Raw genomic sequence first — 24,270 nt, 5'->3', positions numbered from 1 at the left:
CCTAAAGGTGGGTCAGTTCTCGATGGAAAACCCGGGTCACTTCTGGGTGGAAATCAACATCGGCGACATCCCATCGCTCGGCCCGATACTCCCAAGGTGTTTGAGTCTCGGCTTGAAAAACACCTACGCGCCGTGAGCGGGCTTCCTCTTCGACTGTCACGTAGTCCTCTGAAAACCTCCGGAATGCCCATGCGTTGCCACTGCTGACCATCTTGGCGTTCAAATCGATTCCGTTGCCGGTTCGACAAACTGCAATGATGCGGTCGTAGTCGTCACGCCCCCGGTTGTCGCAGGTCACGCGTTGGCCCAAGGCAAGGTCTTCCAGCGCCGATACAGAGGCTTTACCACAGGCCCACTCCCCGCCACCAGTCTTGTGGCACTTCTGACCGGCCTCGGGCGCATCGATACCGTGAAGCCGATATGTCGTGCCATTTATCTCGATCGTGTCGCCATCGACGATCCTCACAGCTTCATTGGCACCGGACGCGATTGGCACAATGAAAAGAGAAAATGCCGTGATGGCCACATTAGCCCACCGACGGAGTTTCGGCACTACGTAATCGCGATTGGCTGAGCTTCGGCCTGCGCAAGGTGACATTAGAAAGCCTTCTTCTGCGTTTCGGTATGGTTTCTGAATACGATCACCAATTGACGTAATATCCCCCCTTGGCTGGAGGCAGCAATGGCCCACTCCAGCACTCTTACAGCGCGCCGGCAACTTTGCTTGCACATCGTTCAGTCATTATGTGCGGACCGATGGTGCAGAAATCATAGAGCGGGCCGGACCGCTGCCGAACCATGCTGCACAGTGTGTCGAACAGCTGCTTCGGGGCAGCTGAAACGCAGTGCTTGGACATTTGGCCAGCGGCAGCTCTGAGCCGGGATCTACGTCTGCCGCATGTTAAAACGTGCGACGACCAAGCCCCCGTAAAAACGGGGGGATTACCCAGCGTTCAACCAGATGAGCGCGTTGCACTTCCTCTCGTAAGGCATCATTGCTGTGCATCTGCGAAAGAGGGTCGTCATGGACACTGCACTTCCAATTTCTGTGCCGCTGCTGCCAAGGGAGACAGCTTCTTCCTTCTTGTCTCGTTTGGCCAAGGCAAACGGTGTGAACGCCCAGACGTTCGCGCTGGAGCTCGACATATCTTTCAAAGGCGTGATCGATGGCTGCATCGAGGACTTGAGAAGACTGGCAGTCCTAGGATCCGCGTCCATCGACCAGCTGCAGGCCTGGTCTCCAATATACCTCGGGAACAGTCACCATAGTTTCAGGGGCGAGACATTTCACGCCAGCGCATTGCGTAGCCCGACAGTTCGGGGCTGCCCCAAATGTCTGGAAGCCGGATTGGCCCGCCAGGATGGCATGCACCTACACGGCCACTGGGCACTCACACACGTCACGATCTGCTTGGACCATGGGCACGCGCTGGTTCCTCTATGGCGCGAGAAGGCTATCTACCCTCGCATGGATGCGGCCGAACAATTTCGACTGCTCGAAGACGACATCCGCGCTGGCGTCCTCACCTCAAACTCGAGGAGGATCACGCCCTTCGACCTATGGCTGGACAATCGGCTTGCCAATAGTGCGGGCGGCAATTGGCTCGATGGATTTCCCCTACATGCGGCCGCCAACTTCTGCCACCTGCTTGGCCACTCCCTCATGCGCCATTTCACTTCGGCACCGTCGAGTGTCGAAAAAGAAGACCGCTGGATGCAGTATGAGTTTGGCTTCGCTGTGGCATCGAAAGGCGAACAGGCTATTCGATCGGCACTTCAGGAACTTCAGGAACTGCCCGGCGGTCCTTCCGATGGCCCCAAAAAACTTTTTCCGCTTCTGTATGATCGCCTCGCCAGAGACTACGCCGACACCCCAGATTACCAGGATTTCAGGCGCATCCTGCGAGAGCATCTGCAGGAAACTTGGCCATTGGGACCAGGCGATGACATTATGGGTGAACCTGTCTCGGAACGAAGGTTGCACTCTATCAAGACGGCTTCTCGCGCTACAGGAATGGATGCGCGACGGCTGCGCAAGATGCTCGAGAGCAGCCCCATACTGCCGAAAGAGATGGCCTCCCGGCCAGATGCCTGGGCCGTCTTTGATGCCTCGCTTGCGGAAGACTTCCTGAGTTCCGCAACCGAACTTGTCGACGCAAAGACCTTCCAGGAGACCATGGGTATTTCCAGGTCACAGTTCGACCTTTTCGTTGAAGATGGCGTCCTGGCACCGGCAATCGATGCGCCTGAGGTCAAAGCAATCTGGGATCCGCGAGAAGGCAACGCCTTGATTGAAAGGCTCTTGCGAGGGGCGATCTTGTTGCGCCAAGCGCAGCATAGTTGGTGCCACCTGTCCAAGTCCGCTGCAAGGCTGAAGATCCGTCCAGGTGCGTTGGTGCGCGCTATTCTCGAAGGCCAAATTCGCCGTGTGGGCAACCATGCAGATTTCGACGGTTTCGCTGCCATCTATGTAGACCATGACGAAGTCGTGGCGCTGCTTTCGGACGATGGTGCTTCGGCACTCACCATCGAGCGGTTCGCCAAATCTGTTGGAATTGGCAATCCAACGATACTGAAGCGTCTGATCACAGTCGGGCATACTCCCTCCACCCAGATGGTGAACCCGAGGACACACGCACTTCAGGACTACATCTCCGAAACCGACGCCGCCGAATTTCACACGCGCTTCTTCACGCTCAGGACCATGTCGCTTCATTACGGCATGTCGTGGCAACAGCTGTCGACCAGACTTCGTGCCCGCGGAATCCAGCCCTTCTCACCGGAGGGTGTCGATTTCGGCAGCCTGTACCTCAGGTCGGAGATCCCTGAAGACCTTTGAAAGGGACAGGCGAAAACAACCTATACGGAAGCAGAAATGGAGTAGAAACACTGCTCTATTTTACTTTAATTACAACGCCTTAGACGGAAGAAACCTCAGAAAACCATCGCCACTCGAGGTGTTGCGCACGCTCTTAAATTTTCTTTGCGCACGCTTCTCCTTTTTCTGGCTACATCAACAGTAACCGGCTTACCCACACTTACTGTGACCGCACGATGCACAGGTCATGCAGCCTTCGACCATGCGCATGTCGTATTGGCCGCAGGACGGGCAGGCTTTGCCGCGGGGGGTGTCGATGTTGACCACGCGGGCGGTCGGGTCGGATTTCAGGCCCATGCCTTCGCCTTCCAGGAACCCTGTGGCGATCATATGCTTTTCGATCACCCCGCCGATGGCGGCGAGGATCGAGGGGATGTATTTGCCCTGCACCCAGGCGCCGCCGCGCGGGTCGAATACCGCTTTGAGTTCCTCGACCACGAAAGACACATCGCCGCCACGCCGAAACACTGCCGAGATCATCCTCGTCAGCGCCACGGTCCAGGCGAAATGTTCCATGTTCTTGGAGTTGATGAACACCTCGAAGGGGCGGCGGTGACCGCCGACGACAATGTCGTTGATCGTCAGGTAAATCGCGTGCTCGCTGTCGGGCCACCTGAGCTTGTAGGTCGCGCCTTCCAACTCTTGCGGGCGGTCCAGCGGTTCGGACATGTAGATCACGTCGCCGCCGGCGGCTTCGGCTGCCAGTTCCGGCGTCTCTGCCGGCGTCTTTTCATCCTTTTCCGACACCGACAAAACCGACCCCGTCACATCGTTCGGGCGGTAGGTCGTGCAGCCTTTGCAGCCGCTTTCATAGGCCTCCATGTAGACCTCTTTGAAGTCCTCGAACGAGATATCCTCGGGGCAGTTGATGGTCTTGGAAATCGAGCTGTCCACCCATTTCTGCGCCGCCGCCTGCATCCGGACGTGGTCCAGCGGCGCCAGAGTCTGGGCGTTGACGAAATAGTCGGGCAGCGTCGCCTCTTCTCCGTGGATGTCGCGGTACATCTGGACGGCGTAGTCCACCACTTCTTCTTCGGTGCGGGTGCCGTCCTTTTGCAGGACCTTGCGGGTGTAGGCATAGGCAAAGACCGGTTCGATCCCAGACGACACGTTCCCGGCATAAAGCGAGATCGTCCCGGTGGGCGCGATCGAGGTGACCAGGGCGTTGCGGATGCCATGTTTGCGCACGGCGTTGCGCACGTCGTCGTCCATGTTCATCATGTTGCCCGAGGCCAGGTATTTGTCCGCATCGAACAACGGGAAGGCCCCCTTTTCCCGGGCCAGATCGACCGAAGCCAGATAGGACGCACGGGCGATGCGTTTCAGCCATTTCTCAGTCTGCTCGGCCGCCTCGGGTGATCCATAGCGCAGGCCCTTCATCAGCAGGGCATCGGCAAGCCCCGTGACACCCAGACCGATGCGCCGCTTGTTCTGCGCCTCAAGTCGCTGTTGCTCCAACGGAAAGCGCGAGGCGTCAACGACGTTGTCCATCATGCGGATCGCAGTGGCGACCAGATCATCCAGATGCTTGTCGTCGATATGCGCTGCTTCGGTAAAGGGCATGGACACCAGCCGCGCCATGTTGATCGACCCCAGCAGGCAGGCACCATAGGGCGGCAGCGGCTGTTCCCCGCAGGGGTTGGTGGCGGCGATGGTTTCGCAATAGTTCAGGTTGTTCGCCTGGTTGATGCGGTCGATGAAGATCACGCCCGGTTCGGCGTAATCATAGGTCGCCTTCATGATCCGGTTCCACAGGTCGCGCGCCTGCACGGTATGATAGACGACCCCGTCGAATTTCAGATCCCACGAGCCGTCCTTCTTCACCGCTTCCATAAAGGGATCGGTGACCAGAACCGACAGGTTGAACATGCGCAACCGGGCGCTGTCGGCCTTGGCGCCGATGAAGGCCTCGATATCGGGGTGGTCACAGCGCATGGTGGCCATCATCGCGCCGCGGCGGCTGCCCGCGCTCATGATCGTGCGGCACATGGCGTCCCAGACATCCATGAAGGACAGGGGGCCGCTGGCGTCCGCCGCGACGCCCTGCACCGGCGCGCCCTTGGGGCGGATGGTGGAAAAGTCATAGCCGATGCCGCCGCCCTGCTGCATGGTCAGCGCGGCCTCTTTGAGCATCTCGAAAATGCCGCCCATGCTGTCGGGCACAGTGCCCATGACAAAGCAGTTGAACAGGGTCACGCTGCGATCGGTGCCCGCGCCTGCGGTGATGCGGCCCGCAGGCAGGTATTTGAAGTCTTCGAGCGCGTGATAGAACCGCTTTTCCCAAGTCGCCTTGTCGTTTTCGACTGCCGCCAGGGCCCGCGCGATACGGCGCCAGCTGTCCTCGACGCTTTGGTCGATCGGGGTTCCGTCCGCCTGTTTCAGGCGATACTTCATATCCCAGATCTGTTCGGCGATGGGGGCGGCAAAGCGGGTCATACGGGCGAATCCTATGCTGATGGCAGACGGTCAACATAGCGAGTTAGCACAGGCTCTTGAACCCGCAATAGCGCATTTGAAAACCGCAAGATCCCCCACTGCTTGAAGGTGGGGAGGAAAGATATACCATATACAGCGTAGCTTGGGGAAGAATCTGTGGATAAGCGCACGCATCTCGTAAAACTCAGCGTCGGAACCGACAGCGTCGAAGGGCTGGAGGCCTGGCAACAGGGCTATGCCACACGGTTTTCCGACGGATTGCCCCGGCACGTGACCCGCATGTGGCCCAAACGCGAGGCAGAAATTCTGAACGGCGGGTCGATTTATTGGGTCATCAAGGGGCTGATCCAGTGCCGTCAGCAGATCCTGCGGCTGGACGCCGTCACCGGGGACGATGGCATCAAACGTTGCGCCATCGTGCTTGAGCCAAAGATCGTTCGCACCAGCACCGCGCCCAAGCGGCCCTTTCAAGGCTGGCGCTATCTGGCCGTGGGCGATGCCCCCGTGGACCTGTCCGAAAGCCGCCAGAGCGAGGACACCCTGCCCCCCGAACTGGCCGGCGCGCTGGCCGATATCGGGGTGTTCTGACCCCGGCGCCTTGCCACAGGTCAATTCCATGCCGCCCCTGATCGGCTAGGCTGTCCACAGGATACGCGCTGGCCCTTCGGGAGGATTGATATTGAAACGTCTTTTGACCGCACTTGCCCTGATCACCGCTGCCACGGCGGCGCAGGCCGATGGCCTGATCGGGTCCTACGTCGCCTATATCGGGCAGGACGACCTTTACAATTCCAAGGGCGCGCGCCTTTCCGAACCTTGGCAGATCCTGCGCCAGGATCGCGCCAACTATCACCGCTTTGGCATCAGCCAGCCCGGCGATGAATGGGATCCCTACTTTGGCAGCGTCGACAACCGCGCCGCGATGGAGCGGATGATCATGAACGGCTATATCGAACCCTCGGCCGCCCGGGCGCTGGTGCAGGGCGGGGCCACCGTCTTTGTCCGGATCTACGGAAACGGCAACACCGGTCGGTCGGTCGAGGTGACGGTTGTCCGCTAGGTCCTGACACCCGGCACTGCGCTGTCGTTGGGTGGGCGATGCCCCGCTTTGCGCTATCGTTTGCGCAGCCAGTACCAGAAATAGGCAGGGCCTTCGCGCAGGTACTGCCGCAGCACGCGCCGCCGCTTGGCCCCGCTCAGCGGCGGGCAGGCACAGCGCACCGTCAACCCCAGACGCCGTCCGATCAGCCTGGCGCGCGGGGCGTGATAGCGGTCCGTCACAATGACCACATCCGCCGCGCCCAGCCCTTGCAGGATCGGCATGGCAAAGCGCAGGTTCTCATCTGTGGTGGTGGAACGATCCTCAAGGAAAATCGCGCCTTCGGGCACTCCGGCGGCCCGGCACAGCGCCGCGATCACCTCGGCCTCGCTGGGCGGATTCTGCCCCAGCCCGCCACAGGCGACGATGGCGCGCACCTCGCCCGACAGCCACAGCGTCGCGGCATGCAGGGCCCTGCGCCGCAAGGTCGGCGAAGGCCGCCCGCCCGACCAGACCGCCGCCCCCAGAACCACGGCGACCGGGCGCTGATCCTGCGTGTCATCCTTCATATGTGCATCCAAGCACAGTCCTCCCGCACATCCCAGCCTCTGGTATTCGCGCACAATGCCTATAGGTTGCCGTCAAAGGACAAAAGGACGTGCGACATGACTGAACACTATACCCCGCCAAAGGTCTGGACCTGGGACAAGGAAAACGGCGGCGCCTGGGCCTCGCTAAACCGGCCCATCGCGGGCGCGACCCATGACAAGGACCTGCCCGTCGGCAAGCATCCCTTCCAGCTGTATTCGCTGGCCACACCGAACGGCCAAAAGGTCACCATCCTGCTCGAAGAGCTGCTGGAGGCAGGCCACGCCGCCGAATACGACGCCTGGCTGATCAAGATCGGCGATGGCGACCAGTTCGGGTCGGGCTTTGTCGAGGTGAACCCAAACTCGAAGATCCCGGCGCTGATGGACCGGTCCGGCGAAACCCCTGTGCGGGTCTTCGAATCCGGTGCGATCCTGATGCACCTGGCGGAAAAATTCGACGCCTTCCACAGCAAGGGCAAGCGCGCCGAAATGCTGTCCTGGCTGATGTGGCAGATGGGCAGCGCCCCCTATCTGGGCGGCGGTTTTGGCCATTTCTACGCCTATGCCCCCTACCCCATGGAATACCCCATCGACCGCTTCGCGATGGAGGTCAAGCGCCAGCTTGACGTGCTGGACCGCCACCTGGCCGACAGCCAGTTCATGGTCGGCGATGACTACACGATTGCCGATATCGCGATCTTCCCGTGGTACGGGCGCACCGTACATGGCGAAAGCTATAACGCCGGTGAATTCCTGGACGTGCAGTCCTACAAGAACGTCATTCGCTGGGCCGACGAAATCGCGGCGCGCCCCGCGGTGCGGCGCGGCCGCATGGTCAACAAGACCTCGGGCGATCTGGCCGAGCAGCTGCACGAACGCCACGACGCCAGCGATTTTGAAACCAGCACGCAGGACAAGCTGGCCAAATCCTGACGCATAGCCCATTTGGCGCAGTTGACGGGGTCCTCGCGCGCCTTAGCTGTCTGAGCATGAGCAACGACACCCGGTCCCGCCCTGTCCCGTCGTCCCGCCTGTCGCGCGCCGCGCGGCTGGGCGGGCTTGGCGCACAGGTGCTGGGGGCGATGGCGGGCGGAGCGACCCGGCAAATGGTCGCAGGCCAGCGCCCGCGCGCCCGCGATCTGCTGTTGACCCCCGCCAATGCCGCCCGCCTGACGAACGAGCTGTCGCGCATGCGCGGCGCCGCCATGAAGATGGGTCAGCTTTTGTCGATGGAAAGCGCCGACCTGCTGCCGCCAGAACTGGCGCAGATCCTGTCGCGGCTGCGCGCCGACGCCCATCACATGCCGCCAAAGCAATTGAAACAGGTACTGATCCAGGCCTATGGCGCGGATTTCCTGCGGCTGTTCCAGCGCTTTGATGTGCGGCCCGTCGCCTCGGCCTCGATCGGGCAGGTGCACCGGGTTGTGGCCAGGGACGGGCGCGAACTGGCGCTGAAAATCCAGTATCCCGGCGTGCGCGCCGCCATTGACGCAGATGTGGCGAACCTTGGCGCGCTGCTGCGGATGTCGGGCCTGATCCCCAAGGGGATCGACATCGCCCCACTGCTGGAAGAGGCCCGCAAGCAACTGCACGAAGAGGCGGATTACCCCCGCGAGGCCCGCGAAATGCGCGCCTTTGGCGGCTATCTGGCCGGGGACGCCATGCTGGCCGTGCCTGGGGTGCATGACGACCTGTCCACCGGCGATATCCTTGCGATGGATTTCATGCCCGGGCAGCCCATCGAAACGCTGGCCGAGGCCGATCAAGCGACCCGCGACCATATCGCCGAGGCCCTGTTTGCTCTGTTCCTGCGCGAACTGTTCGACTGGGGCCATGTTCAGACCGACCCGAATTTCGCGAACTACCTTTTTGATCCCGGCTCAGGCCGCCTGACCCTGCTGGATTTCGGCGCCGCGCGCCGGTTTGACGGTCCTGCCGTGGCGCGGTTCCGGGCGCTGATGCGCGCAACGCTGAACAACGATCCCGCCTCCCTGCGCGACGCCATGCAGTCACTGGGCTATCTGCGCGCGCAGACTCCCCCGGATCAGGTGCAGACCGTGCTGGACATGGCCGCGCGCATCGGTGCGGCGCTGCGCCTTGGCGTGGTGGATTTCGGCGACACCCGCCTGCTAGAAGACCTGCGTAAAACCGGTGAGCGGCTGGGGCTGGAACAGGGGTACCGCGAGGTGCCGCAGATCGACGCGCTGTTCATGCAACGCAAGCTGGCCGGTCTGGTCCTGCTGGCGACGCGGCTGCGGGCGCGGGTCGGGGTCACCGCCCTGGTGGAACCCCGGCTTTAGGATACCCGCAGCTTGTCGCAGAGCGCGTTCAGCGTATCGCGTTCGGCCTGGGTGACCTCGGCCGCGCGGCTGCGGAACAGGGTCGCCTGACTGCGCAGCACCGGCTCCTCGGCCAGCACCTTGAGGTGATTGGCGCGCAGGGTTTCCCCGGTCGAGGTGATGTCGGCAATCGCCTCGGCGGTCAGGTTGCGCACGGTGCCTTCGGTCGCGCCCTGGCTGTCGACCAACTGGTAATCGGCCACCCCGCCATCATGCAGATAAGCGCGCACCAGCCGGTGGTATTTCGTGGCGATCCGCATCCGGAATCCGTGCCGCGCGCGAAACGCGCTGGCCGCCGCATCCAGATCGTCCAGCGTGTCCACGTCGACCCAGGCCGCGGGCACCGCAACGATCAGGTCGGCGTGGCCAAAACCCAGTTCCGCCAGCGGTTCGACCTTTTGATCCCATTGCACCAGCTTTTCCTGGATCAGGTCGGTGCCGGTGACCCCCAGATGGATGCGCCCGGCGGCCAGTTCGCGCGGGATTTCCCCGGCGCTCAGCAGCACCAGTTCGACGCCGTCGATGCCCGTGACCTCGCCGGAATATTCCCGGTCTGACCCGGTCCGCGCCAGCCCGATGCCGCGCGCCCCGAACCAGTCAAAGGTCTTTTCCATCAGCCGCCCCTTGGACGGCACACCCAGTTTGATGGTCATTGGCCTGCCTCCAGTTGCACCAACAGACCGGGGCGCAGCACGCCGCCCACCGCCGGGATTTCGCGGCCACGGCCCAATTGCCGGGTCAGCGCATCATAGCGCCCGCCCGACGACACCGCCGGCCACTCCGGGTGCGACGGCTCCAGAAAACCAAAGACGAATCCGTCGTAGTATTCCATCGAACTGCGGCCATGCCCGGCCTCGAACGCCAGGTTGGTCACGTCCACGCCGCGCCGGTCCAGCGCCTCGCAGCGGCGGCCAAAGCGTTCCACGGCGGGGCCGATGGCGGGCAGGTCCACCGCGACATCGCGCAGATGTTCCAGCGCGTGCGGGCAGGTTTCCGAGACCTTCAAAAGCGTGTCGATCAGCGCGACCTGTTCGGCAGCAAGGGGCGGTTCCGCCGCATCCGCGCGCAGGGCGTCGATCCGGGCGCGGATTTCCTTTTCCGAGCGCAGCCCGATCATTGGTCCGGCATCGGCCATGGGATCATCGCTGGCCAGCAGCGCGGCGCGGGTCGGCGGCACCTCGGCACGGCCGGAAAACCGGTCGAGCAAGGCGCGGAACCGGCGCGGACGCCAGATGTGCCGCATCAGCGCCGCCCGGCGCCGTTCCGACGTATCCAGCCCGGCAACAGCCGCTGTCAGGATCCCGAGATCACCAGTAACGGCTCGCAACCCGTAGGGCGCAAGGATTTCGGTGAACAGGGCAAAAACCTCGGCGTCGGCGGCATCCGGATCTTCGCGGTCAAAGACCTCGTATCCGACCTGAAAATACTCCGAGGCGCGTTCGGGATGCTCCTCTTGCCGGCGAAACACCTCGCCCGCGTAGGTATAGCGCGCCGGTTCCGCCCCGTCCGACATGTGCATCTGCACCACCGGAACGGTAAAGTCCGGGCGCAGCATGACCTCGCCCTGAACCGGATCAAGGCTGACATAGGCGCGGGTGCGGATGTCTTCGCCGTAAAGGTCCAGCAGGGTTTCCGCCGGTTGCAGGATGGCGCAATCGACGGGCTGCGCGCCCGCCTTCTGGAACTGCGCATGCAGCGCCGCCGCCTTGGCCTTGACGTCAGACAGGCTCATGCGTGCAGGTCCAGGATTTCGCGCACCTTGGCCACCAGATCGCCGCGCGCGACCTCGTACTGGCTGGGCCGGTCTTTCCATTCCTCAAGGCTGGCGGTTTCGGCCAGCTTGGCGCCAAGGATCAGGTCCTTGATCTGCACCACGCCGCGGTCCTTTTCATCACCGCCTTCGATCACGGCGACCGGGCTTTCGCGCTTGTCCGCGTATTTCAGCTGATTGCCGAAATTCTTGGGATTGCCAAGATAGACCTCGGCGCGGATGCCGGCGTTGCGCAGTTCCGCCACCATGGCCTGATAATCGGCCATGCGGTCCTTATCCATCACGGTCACGACGACAGGCCCCTGCAAGCTGCCACCAATCCGGCCCTTTTCACGCAGCGCCGCCAGCAGGCGGTCAACGCCGATACTGACACCCGTGGCAGGGACCTCCTGCCCGGTAAAGCGTTTGACCAGATCGTCATAGCGCCCGCCCCCGGCGACCGATCCGAACTGCCGCTTGCGGCCCTTTTCGTCAAAGATTTCAAAGGTAAGCTCGGCCTCGAACACCGGCCCGGTGTAATAGCCAAGGCCGCGCACCACTGACGGGTCGATCATGATGCGATCAGGCCCATAGCCCTGCGCATTCAGCAGCGCGGCGATCTGTTCCAGCTCGTCCACGCCGGTGGCGCCGATCTGCGATTCCCCGATGGCATTGCGCAGGTTGGCCAGCGTATCCGCCGCCTCAAGCCGCCCCGAGGTCAGGAAAGCCAGAACCGGTTCAGCCTGATCGTCCGACAGGCCGACGCCGTCAATATAAGCGCCCGAAGCGTCCAGACGCCCCTTGCCCAGCAACTCGCGCACGCCTGCCTCACCGACCTTGTCGAACTTGTCGATGGTGCGCAGGACCGCGTCGCGCTGACCTTCGTCGTTCAGGCCCATGCATTCCAGCACGCCGTTCAGAACCTTGCGGTTGTTGACCCGGATCAGGTAGTCGCCGCGCGGAATGCCGACACGTTCCAGCGTGTCCGACAGCATGGCGCAAATTTCGGCATCCGCCGCGACGCTTGCCGCGCCGACAGTGTCCGCGTCACACTGGTAGAACTGGCGATAGCGCCCCGGACCCGGCTTTTCGTTGCGCCACACCGGCCCCATGGCATAGCGCCGATAGGGCAAGGGCAGATCGTTGCGGTGCTGGGCATAGACACGGGCTAGGGGCGCCGTCAGGTCATAGCGCAGCGCCATCCACTGGTCGTCCTCGTCCTGCCAGGCAAAGACGCCTTCGTTCGGGCGGTCGACGTCTGGCAGGAACTTGCCCAGCGCCTCGACCGTCTCGACCGCGCTGCTTTCCAGCGCGTCAAAGCCGTACTGATGATAGACCTCGGCGATCTCGCGCAGCATCGCTGTGCGTTCCAGCACCTCGGTGCCGAAATAGTCGCGGAACCCCTTGGGCGTGATCGCCTTGGGGCGGGGGGCTTTCTTCTGCTTGGCCATGGGTCTTGTCCAACTGGGGAAATCCGTCGCGCCCCCTCTACCCATTTGAGAGGTTGGGGGCAAGCAAGCACGCTCTTGCCGCGCGCCCTGTTTCCAAATAGGCCAATGCCGGATCTGACAGGAAGGACGCGCCATGACTCAAAGCACCGAACACCTCGAGGAACGCATCGCCCATCTGCTGCGCGCGGTGGACGAACTGTCCGACGTGGTGGCCCGGCAGGACCGCGACATGGACAAACTGAAGACGCAGGTCGCCATGCTGATGCAACGCGAAGCGGGCCGGGAACAGGATGGCAGCGGCGGCGCCTTTTTCGCCGATGAACGGCCACCGCACTACTGAACGGCTTGCGCGGGTCTAGCCCTTGGTATCGACGGCCAGCACCTGGCCGTCATGCACCAACATCGTGGTCCAACGCGAATTATTCTCGAAGCGTTCATAGACGCTGACAAAGGCCGTATTGCGCGACAGGGCGCTGATCCGGCTGCCGCAGGGCTTGCCCTGCGCCACGCGGCAAACCCGCGATTTCAGCGCCTCATAGGCCTGATCGGTGTCCGAACGCGGCAGCGTCGCCCCCGGTGTGCCATAGTGGAACTGTTCGTAGGTTTCGACCGACCCGAACATGACCAGCGCCGCGGTGAACTGGCGCGCGCAGCCATCGTCAAAGCCGGTCAGGTAGAAACTGCGCGGTGCGGTGCTGCCCGGGGCGCTGTCATACAGGGTATAGGCCCCGCCCCGCGCCGGAAAGCTTTCGGCCTTTTTCCCCAGCCGGTTTGCAGGCGCGCCGCACAGCCGCGCCACCTTGCCCGGTGCCAGCGTCACGCCCGGGCCGACCTGTTCGTAATCCGGCGCGCCGGGGGCCGGCGCCTTGGCGGTCGCGCTGCCCTGATCGGCGGGCGCGCCGCGGCGAAGCGCTGCGAACAGACCCTTTTTCGCCGGTTTCTCCTCGGGCGGCGGGGCCAGCGCGGCAAGCTGGATGGACTCCTGCTCCGGTGCCGGCGCGGCCTCGGGCGCGGCGGGCGCAGGATCAGGGGCCTCGGCGCGGGCTTCGTCGGTCTTGCGGCGCAGGAACCCCAGAAGCCCGGTGCGCGGCCCGTCGTCCTGCGCGGCGATCGTGACGGGGGCAGAGCGGGTCAGGTCCTGCTGGTCCGGGTCGGGCAAGGCATCCGCCTGCGCGCTGCCCTGCGGCAGATCGACATCGGCCAACCGGGGCATCCTGTCCAATGGATCGCCACATCCGACAAGGGCCACCAGGGCCAGATTGAGAATGATAAGGCGCATGACCCCCCCGGAAAACACGCGTTTGTCCGGCCGTTCTAGCGCGATGTGATGCTCAAGGTCCACCGCTCGCGCGCCGTCTTGCGCGGATTGCCGCAACAATGCCGCCCTGCGGCTCAGCCTCAGAAATCCTCGACCGCCAGAACGCCGTCCAGCGATTTGATCGCCCCCTTGATTTCCGGTGTCACCGGGAAATCCTGATTCAGGTCCATTTCGACCTCGCCGGGCAGGCCCGCGTCGTTCAGGCACAGGCGCACCGGGCCGCGCGCGGCCCTTGGCATCTGCTCGGCAGCGCGGCCCAGCACCGAGGCGATCTGCGGCAACGCGCCGGGCTCTTCGATGTGGATCTTCAGCCCCATGACGCCGCCGCCCGAGGCGACCGCATCGACCGGCGCAACCCCACGCCCCAGCAGTTTCAACTGGTCGCTTTCCATCGTCGCCTCGACCGTGATGACGACCTTGGAGCCGGTTTCCAGGTATTCGCGCGACTTTTCCAGCGTTTCGGAAAACAGCGTCACCTCGTAAGCGCCGGTCGGGTCGGACAGCTGGGCAAAGGCAAAGCGGTTGCCGCGTGCCGATTTGCGTTCCTGCCGCCCGGCGACAACGCCCGCCAGTTTGGCCACCAAGGGCCCGCGTTCGGCGCGGCCCGTGACCTCGTCCAGGGTCATCACGTCCTGCCGTTTCAGGGCGGGCATGTAATCGTCCAGCGGGTGGCCGGACAGATAGAACCCCACGGCCTTGAATTCCTCGGCCAGCCGTTCGGCGGGCAGCCAGTCGGGCACCGGGGACATGCGCGGTTCGGGCAGATCGTCGCCCGCTTCACCGAACAGCGACACCTGATCGCTGGCCTTTTGTTCGTGGACGGCGGCAGAATAGGCGACCAAAGCATCAAGGCTGTCAAAGACACGGCGGCGGTTGCCGTCCAGCTGGTCAAAGGCCCCTGCCCGCGCCAGCATTTCCATCGGGCGTTTGCCTACGCGCTTCAGATCGACCCGGCGGGCCATGTCGAACAGCGTGGCAAAGGCCCTGTCCCCACGCCCTTCGACGATCAGTTTCATCGCCTCGACGCCGACGTTCTTCAGCGCTCCCAGCGCATAGACCAATTCGCCGTTCACCACGTCAAAGGTTGCCAGCGACCGGTTCACGCAAGGCGGCACCCAAGGCAGTTTCAGCCCCTTGCGGACCTCTTCGAAATAGACGGCCAGCTTGTCGGTCAGGTGGATATCGCAGTTCATCACCCCGGCCATGAATTCGACCGGGTGGTTCGCCTTGAGCCATGCAGTCTGGTAGGACACCACCGCATAGGCCGCCGCGTGGGATTTGTTGAAACCGTAGTTGGCGAATTTTTCCAGAAGGTCGAAAACCTCGCTCGCCTTCTTCTTGTCGACGCCGTTCTTGGCCGCGCCTTCCTCGAATTTCGGGCGCTCGGCGTCCATCGCCTCCTTGATCTTTTTGCCCATTGCGCGGCGCAGCAGGTCGGCGCCGCCAAGGCTGTAACCCGCCATGACCTGCGCGATCTGCATCACCTGTTCCTGATAAACGATGATGCCCTGGGTTTCGGCAAGGATGTGGTCGATCGACGGGTGGACCGAGGTGATCTCCTTGATCCCGTTCTTGACCTCGCAATAGGTCGGGATGTTTTCCATAGGACCGGGGCGATACAGCGCCACGAGCGCCACGATATCCTCGATGCAGGTGGGTTTCATGCGCTTGAGCGCATCCATCATCCCCGAGCTTTCCACCTGGAACACCGCCACGGTTTTCGCAGCGGCATAGAGTTTGTAAGAGGCTTCGTCGTCCAGCGGGATCAGGTTGATCTGGTTCTCGCCGCCCTCGGCGGGTTCATAAAGCTGCGTGCCATCAGCAGCCACATGCAACGGCCGCCCGGATTTCAGGATCAGGTTCACCGCGTTCTGGATGACGGTCAGAGTTTTCAGACCCAGAAAGTCGAACTTCACCAGGCCGGCCTGTTCGACCCATTTCATGTTGAACTGGGTGGCCGGCATGTCAGAGCGCGGATCGCGGTACAGCGGCACAAGCGCATCGAGCGGCCTATCCCCGATCACCACACCGGCGGCGTGGGTCGAGGCATTGCGCAGCAGCCCCTCGACCTGCTGACCGTAAGTCAACAGCCGGTCCACGACCTCTTCGTTGCGTGCCTCTTCGGCCAGGCGGGGTTCGTCGCGCAGCGCCTGTTCGATGCTGACGGGTTTGACCCCTTCGACGGGGATCATCTTGGACAGGCGGTCCACCTGCCCATAGGGCATCTGCAACACCCGGCCCACGTCGCGCACCGCCGCCTTGGACAACAGCGCACCAAAGGTGATGATCTGCCCCACCTTGTCGCGGCCATATTTCTGCTGGACGTACTGGATCACTTCCTCTCGGCGGTCCATGCAAAAGTCGATGTCAAAGTCGGGCATCGACACCCGTTCGGGGTTCAAAAAGCGTTCGAACAGCAGGGAATAGCGCAGCGGGTCAAGATCGGTGATCGTCAGCGCATAGGCCACAAGGCTACCCGCACCCGAACCCCGCCCCGGCCCCACCGGAATACCCTGATCCTTGCCCCACTGGATAAAGTCCGCAACGATCAGGAAGTAGCCGGGAAAGCCCATGCCCTCGATGATATCAAGCTCGAAATCGAGCCGTTTCTGGTATTCCTCGACCGAGACCGCATGCGGGATCACGGCCAGACGCGCCTGAAGCCCCTCGTTCGCCATGCGGCGCAACTCGGCCACCTCGTCGTCGGCGAATTTCGGCAGGATCGGATCGCGTTTATAGGCCATGAAGGCGCAGCGGCGCGCGATCTCGACGGTGTTTTCCAGCGCCTCGGGCAGGTCGGCGAACAGCGTCGCCATTTCCTCGGGGGTTTTCAGGTAGTGCTGCGGGGTCAGGCGGCGGCGCGCCTCCTGCTGGTCGACATAGGCGCCCTCGGAAATGCAGATCAGCGCGTCATGCGCCTCGTACATGTCGGATTTCGGGAAATACACGTCATTGGTCGCGACCAGCGGCAGGTCCATGGCATAGGCCATTTCGACAAAGCCCCGCTCGGACAGCTTTTCCGCCTCGGGCAACCCGCCGCCCTCGGGGTGGCGCTGAAGTTCGACATACAGCCGGTCGCCGAAAATGTCCTTGAACCGGTCCATCAACCCTTGCGCCGCAGGGCGCTGACCAGCGCGCAGCAGCCGGCCCACGGGGCCGTCGGGTCCACCGGTCAGGCAGATCACGTCCTCGGAATGGTGCGCCAGCTCGTCCAGCGTCACAAAGGGCAGCTCGCTCCCTTCGCGCAGGTACAGGCAGGAATTCAGCTTCATCAGGTGTTCATACCCGGCCTCGCTCTGCGCCAGCAAAACCACCGGAGCGGGCGGTTTCGGCCGTTCGCCCGGCGCCGGATCCAGATACCGCAGATCGACCTGGCAACCTATGATCGGCTGAAGGCCCGCACCGCTGGCCGAAACCGAAAACTCCAGCGCCGCGAACAGGTTGTTCGTGTCGGTCACGGCAACGGCCGGCATGCCCATCGCCTCGCACAGGCCGGGCAGTTTCTTCAGCCGCACCGCCCCTTCCAAAAGGGAATATTCGGTGTGCACGCGCAGGTGGATGAATCGAGGATCAGACATGGCGCGACACTATGGCCTGAGTGCCGGCAGGAAAAGCCCCGATGCACCCCCTTGCGCTTTCCGAGTGTTTTTGTCAGACAATCTGCACCCAACATTCCAAAGGTCGCTCTCATGCGCTTTCTTCCCCTTCTCCCCCTGCTTCTTGCCCCGCTGGGCGCCGCTGCCTCAGGCCCCGGCGAAAGCCACGCCGCCGGCCCCGCCTATCTCGAAGGCGGCGTTTTCACCTATGACCTGTTCGAAACCGCCGTCAGCCATGTCGATCTCGCGACCTGCCCGGCCGAATTCGACCCCGAGGCAGTGTTCTGCCGGATGAGCCTGGTCAACGACATGGCGCATGTCTTCGTCTTCTCGTTCGAGGGCGATCAACCACTGCTGGCAGTCAAATCCTACGATCTGGACGACGACTTCCTGCCGTTCTGACCTTGCGGCTTTCCGGCGCCCACCGGGACCCCGGAAAGCCCCTGAAACAGGCACCCCCTCAACTGCCGCGGGGAAAATGCCCATTTTTCCCTTGCCCCAAGGGCGCCTTCCCCCCTAGCCTTGCCGAACAACAGGGATCACCGCGCGCTTTCTACGCCGCATCGAGGGCGCGCACCCCACCCGGGGCAAATCCGGTAAGGCGGCAGGCAATTCATCATGAACATCACCTTTCTTCTCAACGGAGAGAGCGTTGATCTGGCAGGCGTCGACCCCACGGTCACCCTGCTTGACTGGCTGCGCGAAACGCGCGGGCTCAAAGGCACAAAAGAGGGCTGCAACGAAGGCGATTGCGGCGCATGCACCGTCATGGTGCAGGACGAAAGCGGCGCCAAGGCGCTGAACGCCTGCATCCTCTTTCTTCCGCAACTGCACGGCAAGGCCATCCGCACCGTCGAAGGCATCGCGGCCCCCGGCGGCGCACTGCACCCGGTGCAACAGGCGATGATCGACCACCACGGATCGCAATGCGGCTTTTGCACACCGGGCTTCGTGGTCTCGATGGCCACCGCCCACCTGAACGGCAACACCAACCACGACGATACCCTGGCCGGCAACCTGTGCCGCTGCACCGGCTATGCCCCGATCATCCGCGCCGCCCGCGCCGCGCAGGATCAGCCCGTGCCCGACCACCTGAAAACCGACCGTGATTTCCTCTTGCAGGAAATATCCTCGGGGGGTCCGGGGGGCAGACAGCCCCCTGGCCTCCATGCCCCCGAAACGCTTGAAGAGCTTGCCGAACTCAGCGCCCGCCACCCCAAGGCGACACTGGTCGCGGGCGCGACGGACGTGGGACTGTGGGTCACAAAGCAAATGCGCGACCTCGGCGAAGTGATCTTTCTCAACCGCTGCCGCCCGCTGCAGCAGATCGAGGATGCGGGCACCACCCTGCGCATCGGCGCGGGCGTCACCATGGACCGGGTGCACGCCCTGATGGCCCGGCATCATCCCAGCTATGCCGAAATGATCCGGCGCTATGGCTCGGCCCAGGTGCGCAATGCCGCAACCATCGGTGGCAACATCGCCAATGGCTCGCCCATCGGGGACAACCCGCCTGCGCTGATCGCCCTGGGTGCAACACTGCACCTGCGCTACCGCGAAACGACGCGCGAAATGCCGATCGAGGATTTCTTTGTCGACTACGGCAAACAGGACCGCCACCCTGGCGAATTCGTCGAAGCGGTCAGCATTCCCAAACAACCCGACCGGCTGAAAGTCTACAAACTGTCGAAACGGTTCGAACAGGACATCTCGGCCGTTTGCGGCGCCTTCAACATCACGGTGCAGGACGGCATGGTTGCCTCCGCCCGGATCGCCTTTGGCGGCATGGCAGGCACGCCGAAACGCGCCAGCGCCGTCGAGGCCGCCATCACCGGCAAACCCTGGAACGACGACACGCTGGTCGCGGCCTGGGACGCCTGGGAGGATGACTTTGCCCCGCTGTCGGACATGCGCGCCAGCGCGCAGTACCGTCTGGGCGCCGCGCGCAACATGCTGTCGCGCGTGCTGCTCGAGGATCTGGGAGCCGCCACCTCGGTTCTGGAGGTACGGGCATGAGTGTCTCGAAATCCCTGCCCCATGACGCCGCACGCCTGCATGTGACCGGCGCCGCGCGCTATATCGACGACATCCCGGCGCCTGCGGACGCGCTGCACCTGGCCTTTGGCCTGTCGCAGATCGCAGCAGGGCGGGTCACCGCGATCGACCTTGCGGCGGTGCGCGCCGCCCCCGGCGTCGTGCGCGTCTGGGAGGCAGGCGATCTGCCCTCGGACTGTGATTGTTCGCCCTCGGCCCATGATGAACCGCTGCTGTCGGGCCACACGATCCACTACCTGGGCCAGCCTGTCTTTCTGGTGGCGGCGACCAGCCATCTGGCCGCGCGGCGGGCCGTTCGTCTGGCCAAGATCGAGTATCAGACGCGTGATGCCATCCTGACCATCGACGACGCGATGGATGCAGGCAGCAGCTTTGGCGACCCGCGCATCTGGGAACGCGGCGACGCCGGCGAGGCGATCGACACCGCCCCGCATGTGATCGAAGGCCAGATCACCATGGGTGGTCAGGAACATTTCTATCTTGAAGGTCAATGCGCCATGGCCCTGCCGCAGGAAGGCGGCGACATGCTGGTGCACAGCTCGACCCAGCACCCGACCGAGATCCAGCACAAGGTTGCGCATGCGCTTGAGATTCCGATGCATGCCGTGCGGGTCGAAACCCGGCGCATGGGTGGCGGGTTCGGCGGCAAGGAAAGCCAGGGCAACGCGCTGGCGATTGCCTGCGCCGTGGTGGCGGCGGCTACGGGGCGGCCTGCCCGCATGCGTTATGACCGCGACGACGATTTCATGATCACCGGCAAACGCCACGATTTCCGCATCGAATACCGTGCCGGTTTTGACGAGGACGGGCGGCTGGCGGGGGTCGAGTTCCTGCAACTGGCACGCTGCGGCTGGGCACAGGACCTGTCGCACCCGGTGGCCGACCGCGCGATGCTGCATTCGGACAACGCCTATTGGTTGCCGCATGTGCGGATCGAAAGCCACCGGTTAAAGACCAACACCCAAAGCGCCACGGCCTTTCGCGGCTTTGGCGGCCCGCAGGGGATGCTGGGAATCGAGCGGGTGATGGACCATGTGGCGCACGCCCTGGGCCGCGATCCGTTGGAGGTGCGGCGAGCGAATTATTATTCGGCAAGTGGCGCAGGGGGGCCAGCCCCCCGTCCTGCGGACTCCCCCCGGGATATTTCGGACAATTGGAAGGGCGAAGGGGCCGAGGATCTGACCACGCGCGGAGCCGGGGCGGTCATGCCCGAACAAGGCTCGGCTGCGGTGGATGCGGGGGCGCAGACCACGCCCTATGGGCAGCCGGTGACGGATTTCATCCTGCACGAGATGACAAAGGCCCTGGCAGACAGCGCGGATTATGCGGCGCGGCGGGCGGCAGTTTCGGAGTGGAACGCGACGAACCCGGTGTTGAAGCGCGGCATCGCCCTGACGCCGGTGAAGTTCGGGATTTCCTTTACGCTGACGCATCTCAATCAGGCCGGGGCCCTGGTGCATGTCTATCAGGACGGCTCCATCGCCATGAACCATGGCGGGACCGAGATGGGGCAAGGGTTGTTCCAGAAGGTGGCGCAGGTGGCGGCCTCGGAATTCGGGGTCGGGATCGAGGTGGTCAAGATCACCGCGACCGATACGGCCAAGGTCCCCAATACCAGCGCCACGGCGGCGTCGAGTGGATCGGACTTGAACGGCATGGCAGTGCAGGCCGCCTGCCGGGCGATCCGGGCAAGGATGGCCGAGCATCTGGCCCGCCTGCATGACGATGTGCCGGGGGATGTGGAATTCCGCGATGGACAGGTCTGGGTCGGCGGCAACAAGCTGGCTTTCGCCGAGGCCGCCAAGCTGTGCTACGAAGGGCGCGTCAGCCTGTCCTCGACCGGGTTTTACAAGACGCCCAAGTTGTCGTGGGACAGCGCAAAGGGCCAGGGGCGGCCGTTCTTTTACTTTGCCTACGGGGTGTCCTGCTCCGAGGTGGTGATCGACACGCTGACTGGCGAGTACCGCATTTTACGCAGCGATATCGTGCATGATTGCGGCGCGTCGCTGAACCCGGCGCTGGACAAGGGCCAGATCGAAGGCGGTTTCGTACAGGGCGCGGGCTGGCTGACCACCGAGGAACTGGTCTGGGATGACGACGGGCGGCTGCGTACCCATGCTCCTTCGACCTACAAGATCCCGGCCTGTTCGGATCGCCCCGAGGTGTTCAACGTGACCCTGTGGGATGGGCGCAACCGCGAAGAGACGATCTATCGCTCCAAGGCGGTGGGTGAGCCGCCCTTCATGCACGGGATTTCGGTGCTGATGGCGCTGTCGGATGCGGTCGCCAGTTGCGGCGATGGCTATCCATCGCTAGACGCGCCCGCCACGCCCGAGGCGGTTCTGAGGGCCGTCCGCAGGGTGCGCCATGAGCTTTGACCTAGGGGCCCTGCGCGCCGCCGTCACGGCGCATGGACGCGTCGCGCGGGTGGTCGTGGCCGATGTTGCCGGGTCGACCCCGCGCGAGGTTGGCGCGGCGATGCTGGTCTGGGCCGAAAATGGCAGGCCAGGGCAATCGGGAACGATCGGCGGCGGAACGCTGGAGTTCGAGGCCGCGCGCCATGCCTTTGACCGCAGCGGCGCGACGCGCCATGCGCTGGGGCCGGACATGGGCCAGTGCTGTGGCGGGGCGGTGACGCTGTGGACCGAAGTGTTCGATGCGGCGGCCTTGCAGGCGTTTGACGGACAAGAGGTCATCGCCCGCGGGCCGGGCGAGATGCCCCTGTCGGTGCAGCGCCTTCTGGCACGGGCGCGGGGCAGCGGCCTGCGCCCCGAACCGCAGCTGCTGGCGGGCTGGATGGTCGAACCGGTGACGCGGGCACAGCGCGACATCTGGATCTGGGGCGCGGGGCACGTGGGCCGGGCGCTGGTGGCGACACTGGCCCCGCTGCCGGACATCGCCATCACCTGGGTCGACACCGGGCGCGACCGCTTTCCCGATGTGGTCCCCGACGGCGTGACCGCCCTGCCCGCGCCGCAACCCGCGCCGCTGATGGCCCACGCGCCCAAACAGGCCGAGCATCTGATCCTGACCTACAGCCACGCGCTGGACCTTGAGCTGTGCCACGCCGCCCTGTCCCATGGATTCGGATTCTGCGGGTTGATCGGGTCAAAAACCAAATGGGCACGTTTCCGCAGCCGGCTGGCCAATCTTGGCCATTCCAGCGATGAAATCGACCGCATCTGCTGCCCGATTGGGCAGAAAGCCCTTGGCAAACACCCCTCGGCCATTGCCATCGGGGTCGCGGCCCAGTTACTTAATCAGCAAAAAAGGAACGGGGACACGTGTCAGACATCCTTCTTGGCATCCGGGGCCTGACCAAGGCCTATCCCGGCGTGGTGGCGAATGACGACGTGTCCTTCGACATCCGCAAGGGCGAGATTCACGCCCTGCTTGGGGAAAACGGCGCTGGGAAATCCACGCTGGTCAAGATGATCTATGGCCTTGTCGGCCCCGACAAGGGCGCGATGGAACTGGACGGCGCGGGCTTTGCCCCCGGCAAACCGTCCGAGGCGCGGCAGAACGGCGTGGCCATGGTGTTCCAGCATTTTTCGCTGTTCGACGCGCTGGACGTGGCCGAAAACGTCGCCCTGGGGATGGAGAACCCGCCGCCCATGCGCGACCTTGCGCGGCGCATCCGCGAGGTGTCGGAACTGTATGGCCTGCCGCTGGACCCGACACGCACCGTCGGCACCCTGTCGGCCGGGGAACGCCAGCGGGTCGAAATCATCCGCTGCCTTTTGCAGAACCCGCGCCTGTTGATCATGGACGAGCCGACCAGCGTTCTGACCCCGCAAGAGGTTGAAATCCTGTTCGAAACTCTGCGCCAACTGAAAGCCGAGGGAACCTCGATCCTTTATATCTCGCACAAGCTGGAGGAAATCCGCGCGCTGTGCGATCACGCGACGATCCTGCGGCTGGGCAAGAAGGTGGCGACCTGTACGCCGTCGGAAACCACCGCGCGGGAACTGGCGGAATTGATGGTGGGCAGCAGCTTTGCCTCGCCGGTGGCGCGCACGACCAAACCGGGCGAGGTACGGCTGAAGGTGCAGGGCCTGTCCCTGCCCGCACCGGGGGCCTTTGGCACACCGCTGCGCGACGTGACCTTCGAGGTGCGCGCGGGCGAGGTTCTGGGCATCGGCGGGGTTGCGGGCAACGGACAGGATGAATTGTTGTCGGCGCTGTCGGGCGAACGGACATCGGGCGCGGGAACAGTCGCGCTGAAAGGCGCGGACATCAGCCAGCAAGGCCCGATTGCCCGGCGCGATGCCGGCCTGCTGTCGGCCCCCGAGGAACGGCTGGGCCACGCCGCCGCCCCGGACATGAGCCTGATCGAAAACGGCGTGCTGACCGGCGCGCGGCGCGAAAACATGCTGAACGGCGGGATGATCAACTGGACCCGCGCGCGCAGCTTTGCCGAGGATGTGATCACCCGGTTCGACGTGCGCACCCCCGGCCCCGGGACGGCGGCGCGGGCGCTGTCGGGGGGCAACCTGCAGAAATTCGTCGTCGGCCGCGAAATCATGCAGCGCCCCGACGTGCTGATCGTGAACCAGCCTACCTGGGGCGTCGATGCCGCCGCCGCCGCCGCGATCCGGCAGGCGCTTCTGGATCTTGCCGCCGAGGGCGCGGCAATTGTGGTGATCTCGCAGGATCTGGACGAGTTGATGGAGATTTCCGACCGCTTTGGCGCGCTGAACGAGGGGCGCCTGTCGCCCACCCGCCCGGTGCCTGAACTGGATATGGAGCAGATCGGCCTGATGATGGGCGGCGCGCATGACATGGAGGTGGCCCATGTCCACGAATGACACAGGCCAC

19 protein-coding genes are annotated in these 24,270 nt (G+C 63.8%); 11 read left to right on the top strand and 8 right to left on the bottom strand.

From position 1 onward, the window contains the following. Position 1: 1 nt before the first annotated feature. Positions 2 to 526: a thermonuclease family protein gene (locus QF118_RS05895; protein ID WP_282301717.1), complete on the bottom strand. Its 525-nt coding sequence runs from the start codon at positions 524 to 526 to the stop codon at positions 2 to 4. A gap of 498 nt (positions 527 to 1,024) precedes the next feature. On the opposite strand from QF118_RS05895, the gene QF118_RS05890 reads away from it, so the two are divergent. Beyond that, positions 1,025 to 2,839 (top strand): TniQ family protein, encoded by a 1,815-nt coding sequence (locus QF118_RS05890; protein WP_282301716.1) that lies wholly within the window; start codon positions 1,025 to 1,027, stop codon positions 2,837 to 2,839. 189 nt (positions 2,840 to 3,028) lie between these two features. Here QF118_RS05890 and QF118_RS05885 read toward each other — a convergent pair whose 3' ends face one another. After that, positions 3,029 to 5,314 (bottom strand): adenosylcobalamin-dependent ribonucleoside-diphosphate reductase, encoded by a 2,286-nt coding sequence (locus tag QF118_RS05885; protein WP_282301715.1) that lies wholly within the window; start codon positions 5,312 to 5,314, stop codon positions 3,029 to 3,031. A gap of 156 nt (positions 5,315 to 5,470) precedes the next feature. Between QF118_RS05885 and QF118_RS05880 the strand changes: the two genes are divergently transcribed. Continuing rightward, positions 5,471 to 5,902, top strand: coding sequence for a DUF1489 family protein (locus QF118_RS05880; RefSeq protein WP_282301714.1), 432 nt, complete (start codon positions 5,471 to 5,473; stop codon positions 5,900 to 5,902). Between the two features lie 91 nt (positions 5,903 to 5,993). Then, the gene (locus QF118_RS05875; RefSeq protein ID WP_282301713.1) at positions 5,994 to 6,374 is read left to right on the top strand and encodes a hypothetical protein; all 381 of its coding nucleotides are present in this window, start codon (positions 5,994 to 5,996) and stop codon (positions 6,372 to 6,374) included. Between the two features lie 53 nt (positions 6,375 to 6,427). Here QF118_RS05875 and QF118_RS05870 read toward each other — a convergent pair whose 3' ends face one another. Further along, a complete protein-coding gene (locus QF118_RS05870; protein WP_282301712.1) occupies positions 6,428 to 6,922 on the bottom strand; it encodes a YdcF family protein in 495 nt (164 codons plus the stop codon). A gap of 96 nt (positions 6,923 to 7,018) precedes the next feature. Between QF118_RS05870 and yghU the strand changes: the two genes are divergently transcribed. Together yghU and QF118_RS05860 are read left to right on the top strand one after the other, a co-directional pair. Beyond that, the gene (gene yghU / locus QF118_RS05865) at positions 7,019 to 7,876 is read left to right on the top strand and encodes a glutathione-dependent disulfide-bond oxidoreductase (RefSeq protein ID WP_282301711.1); all 858 of its coding nucleotides are present in this window, start codon (positions 7,019 to 7,021) and stop codon (positions 7,874 to 7,876) included. A gap of 56 nt (positions 7,877 to 7,932) precedes the next feature. Beyond that, entirely contained in the window at positions 7,933 to 9,243 is a 1,311-nt protein-coding gene (locus QF118_RS05860) for an ABC1 kinase family protein (protein WP_282301710.1), read from the top strand. Here the strand turns inward: QF118_RS05860 and hisG are convergent. The 3 genes from hisG to hisS are packed head-to-tail and all read right to left on the bottom strand — an operon-like array spanning position 9,240 to position 12,483. Then, entirely contained in the window at positions 9,240 to 9,935 is a 696-nt protein-coding gene (gene hisG, locus QF118_RS05855; RefSeq protein WP_282301709.1) for an ATP phosphoribosyltransferase, read from the bottom strand. The two genes, QF118_RS05860 and hisG, sit on opposite strands and share 4 nt — an antisense overlap. After that, the gene (locus QF118_RS05850; protein WP_282301708.1) at positions 9,932 to 11,014 is read right to left on the bottom strand and encodes an ATP phosphoribosyltransferase regulatory subunit; all 1,083 of its coding nucleotides are present in this window, start codon (positions 11,012 to 11,014) and stop codon (positions 9,932 to 9,934) included. The genes hisG and QF118_RS05850 overlap by 4 nt, the downstream gene beginning before the upstream one ends. Then, positions 11,011 to 12,483 carry a histidine--tRNA ligase gene (hisS, locus tag QF118_RS05845; RefSeq protein WP_282301707.1) on the bottom strand — a complete coding sequence of 491 codons (1,473 nt, stop codon included), beginning with the start codon at positions 12,481 to 12,483 and terminating at the stop codon, positions 11,011 to 11,013. The genes QF118_RS05850 and hisS overlap by 4 nt, the downstream gene beginning before the upstream one ends. Before the next feature lie 133 nt (positions 12,484 to 12,616). Between hisS and QF118_RS05840 the strand changes: the two genes are divergently transcribed. Then, positions 12,617 to 12,823: a SlyX family protein gene (locus QF118_RS05840; RefSeq protein WP_282301706.1), complete on the top strand. Its 207-nt coding sequence runs from the start codon at positions 12,617 to 12,619 to the stop codon at positions 12,821 to 12,823. 15 nt (positions 12,824 to 12,838) lie between these two features. On the opposite strand, the gene QF118_RS05835 is transcribed toward QF118_RS05840, so the two are convergent. Then, a complete protein-coding gene (locus QF118_RS05835; protein ID WP_282301705.1) occupies positions 12,839 to 13,762 on the bottom strand; it encodes a hypothetical protein in 924 nt (307 codons plus the stop codon). 119 nt (positions 13,763 to 13,881) lie between these two features. Further along, the gene (gene dnaE, locus QF118_RS05830) at positions 13,882 to 17,379 is read right to left on the bottom strand and encodes a DNA polymerase III subunit alpha (RefSeq protein ID WP_282301704.1); all 3,498 of its coding nucleotides are present in this window, start codon (positions 17,377 to 17,379) and stop codon (positions 13,882 to 13,884) included. A 111-nt stretch (positions 17,380 to 17,490) separates the two neighbouring features. Between dnaE and QF118_RS05825 the strand changes: the two genes are divergently transcribed. The 5 genes from QF118_RS05825 to QF118_RS05805 all read left to right on the top strand — a co-directional run bounded on the left by QF118_RS05825 (position 17,491) and on the right by QF118_RS05805 (position 24,260). Further along, a complete protein-coding gene (locus tag QF118_RS05825; RefSeq protein ID WP_282301703.1) occupies positions 17,491 to 17,799 on the top strand; it encodes a hypothetical protein in 309 nt (102 codons plus the stop codon). A gap of 216 nt (positions 17,800 to 18,015) precedes the next feature. Then, complete coding sequence (gene xdhA / locus QF118_RS05820; protein ID WP_282301702.1) at positions 18,016 to 19,413, top strand: xanthine dehydrogenase small subunit; 1,398 nt, start codon at positions 18,016 to 18,018, stop codon at positions 19,411 to 19,413. Beyond that, complete coding sequence (gene xdhB, locus QF118_RS05815; RefSeq protein WP_282301701.1) at positions 19,410 to 21,830, top strand: xanthine dehydrogenase molybdopterin binding subunit; 2,421 nt, start codon at positions 19,410 to 19,412, stop codon at positions 21,828 to 21,830. Before xdhA ends, xdhB begins: the two co-directional genes overlap by 4 nt. Beyond that, positions 21,820 to 22,770: a xanthine dehydrogenase accessory protein XdhC gene (gene xdhC, locus QF118_RS05810; RefSeq protein WP_282301700.1), complete on the top strand. Its 951-nt coding sequence runs from the start codon at positions 21,820 to 21,822 to the stop codon at positions 22,768 to 22,770. Before xdhB ends, xdhC begins: the two co-directional genes overlap by 11 nt. Continuing rightward, the gene (locus QF118_RS05805; RefSeq protein ID WP_282301699.1) at positions 22,737 to 24,260 is read left to right on the top strand and encodes an ABC transporter ATP-binding protein; all 1,524 of its coding nucleotides are present in this window, start codon (positions 22,737 to 22,739) and stop codon (positions 24,258 to 24,260) included. Before xdhC ends, QF118_RS05805 begins: the two co-directional genes overlap by 34 nt. Positions 24,261 to 24,270: the final 10 nt, after the last annotated feature.

The sequence above is a fragment of the Tropicibacter oceani genome (genome assembly GCF_029958925.1).
Lineage (GTDB): Bacteria > Pseudomonadota > Alphaproteobacteria > Rhodobacterales > Rhodobacteraceae > Pacificoceanicola > Pacificoceanicola oceani.
Note: the sequence above shows the minus strand (reverse complement) of the source record. Positions and strands in the feature narration are given on the sequence as shown.

What these genes read in the sequence shown, in the direction of transcription:
- QF118_RS05840 (WP_282301706.1), top strand. Translation starts at nt 12,617, where the DNA reads ATGACTCAAAGCACCGAACACCTCGAGGAACGCATCGCCCATCTGCTG.
- QF118_RS05835 (WP_282301705.1), bottom strand. Translation starts at nt 13,762, where the DNA reads ATGCGCCTTATCATTCTCAATCTGGCCCTGGTGGCCCTTGTCGGATGT.
- xdhC (WP_282301700.1), top strand. Translation starts at nt 21,820, where the DNA reads ATGAGCTTTGACCTAGGGGCCCTGCGCGCCGCCGTCACGGCGCATGGA.
- hisS (WP_282301707.1), bottom strand. Translation starts at nt 12,483, where the DNA reads ATGGCCAAGCAGAAGAAAGCCCCCCGCCCCAAGGCGATCACGCCCAAG.
- QF118_RS05885 (WP_282301715.1), bottom strand. Translation starts at nt 5,314, where the DNA reads ATGACCCGCTTTGCCGCCCCCATCGCCGAACAGATCTGGGATATGAAG.
- QF118_RS05870 (WP_282301712.1), bottom strand. Translation starts at nt 6,922, where the DNA reads ATGAAGGATGACACGCAGGATCAGCGCCCGGTCGCCGTGGTTCTGGGG.
- QF118_RS05825 (WP_282301703.1), top strand. Translation starts at nt 17,491, where the DNA reads ATGCGCTTTCTTCCCCTTCTCCCCCTGCTTCTTGCCCCGCTGGGCGCC.
- QF118_RS05850 (WP_282301708.1), bottom strand. Translation starts at nt 11,014, where the DNA reads ATGAGCCTGTCTGACGTCAAGGCCAAGGCGGCGGCGCTGCATGCGCAG.
- yghU (WP_282301711.1), top strand. Translation starts at nt 7,019, where the DNA reads ATGACTGAACACTATACCCCGCCAAAGGTCTGGACCTGGGACAAGGAA.
- QF118_RS05890 (WP_282301716.1), top strand. Translation starts at nt 1,025, where the DNA reads ATGGACACTGCACTTCCAATTTCTGTGCCGCTGCTGCCAAGGGAGACA.
- xdhA (WP_282301702.1), top strand. Translation starts at nt 18,016, where the DNA reads ATGAACATCACCTTTCTTCTCAACGGAGAGAGCGTTGATCTGGCAGGC.
- dnaE (WP_282301704.1), bottom strand. Translation starts at nt 17,379, where the DNA reads ATGTCTGATCCTCGATTCATCCACCTGCGCGTGCACACCGAATATTCC.
- QF118_RS05860 (WP_282301710.1), top strand. Translation starts at nt 7,933, where the DNA reads ATGAGCAACGACACCCGGTCCCGCCCTGTCCCGTCGTCCCGCCTGTCG.
- hisG (WP_282301709.1), bottom strand. Translation starts at nt 9,935, where the DNA reads ATGACCATCAAACTGGGTGTGCCGTCCAAGGGGCGGCTGATGGAAAAG.
- xdhB (WP_282301701.1), top strand. Translation starts at nt 19,410, where the DNA reads ATGAGTGTCTCGAAATCCCTGCCCCATGACGCCGCACGCCTGCATGTG.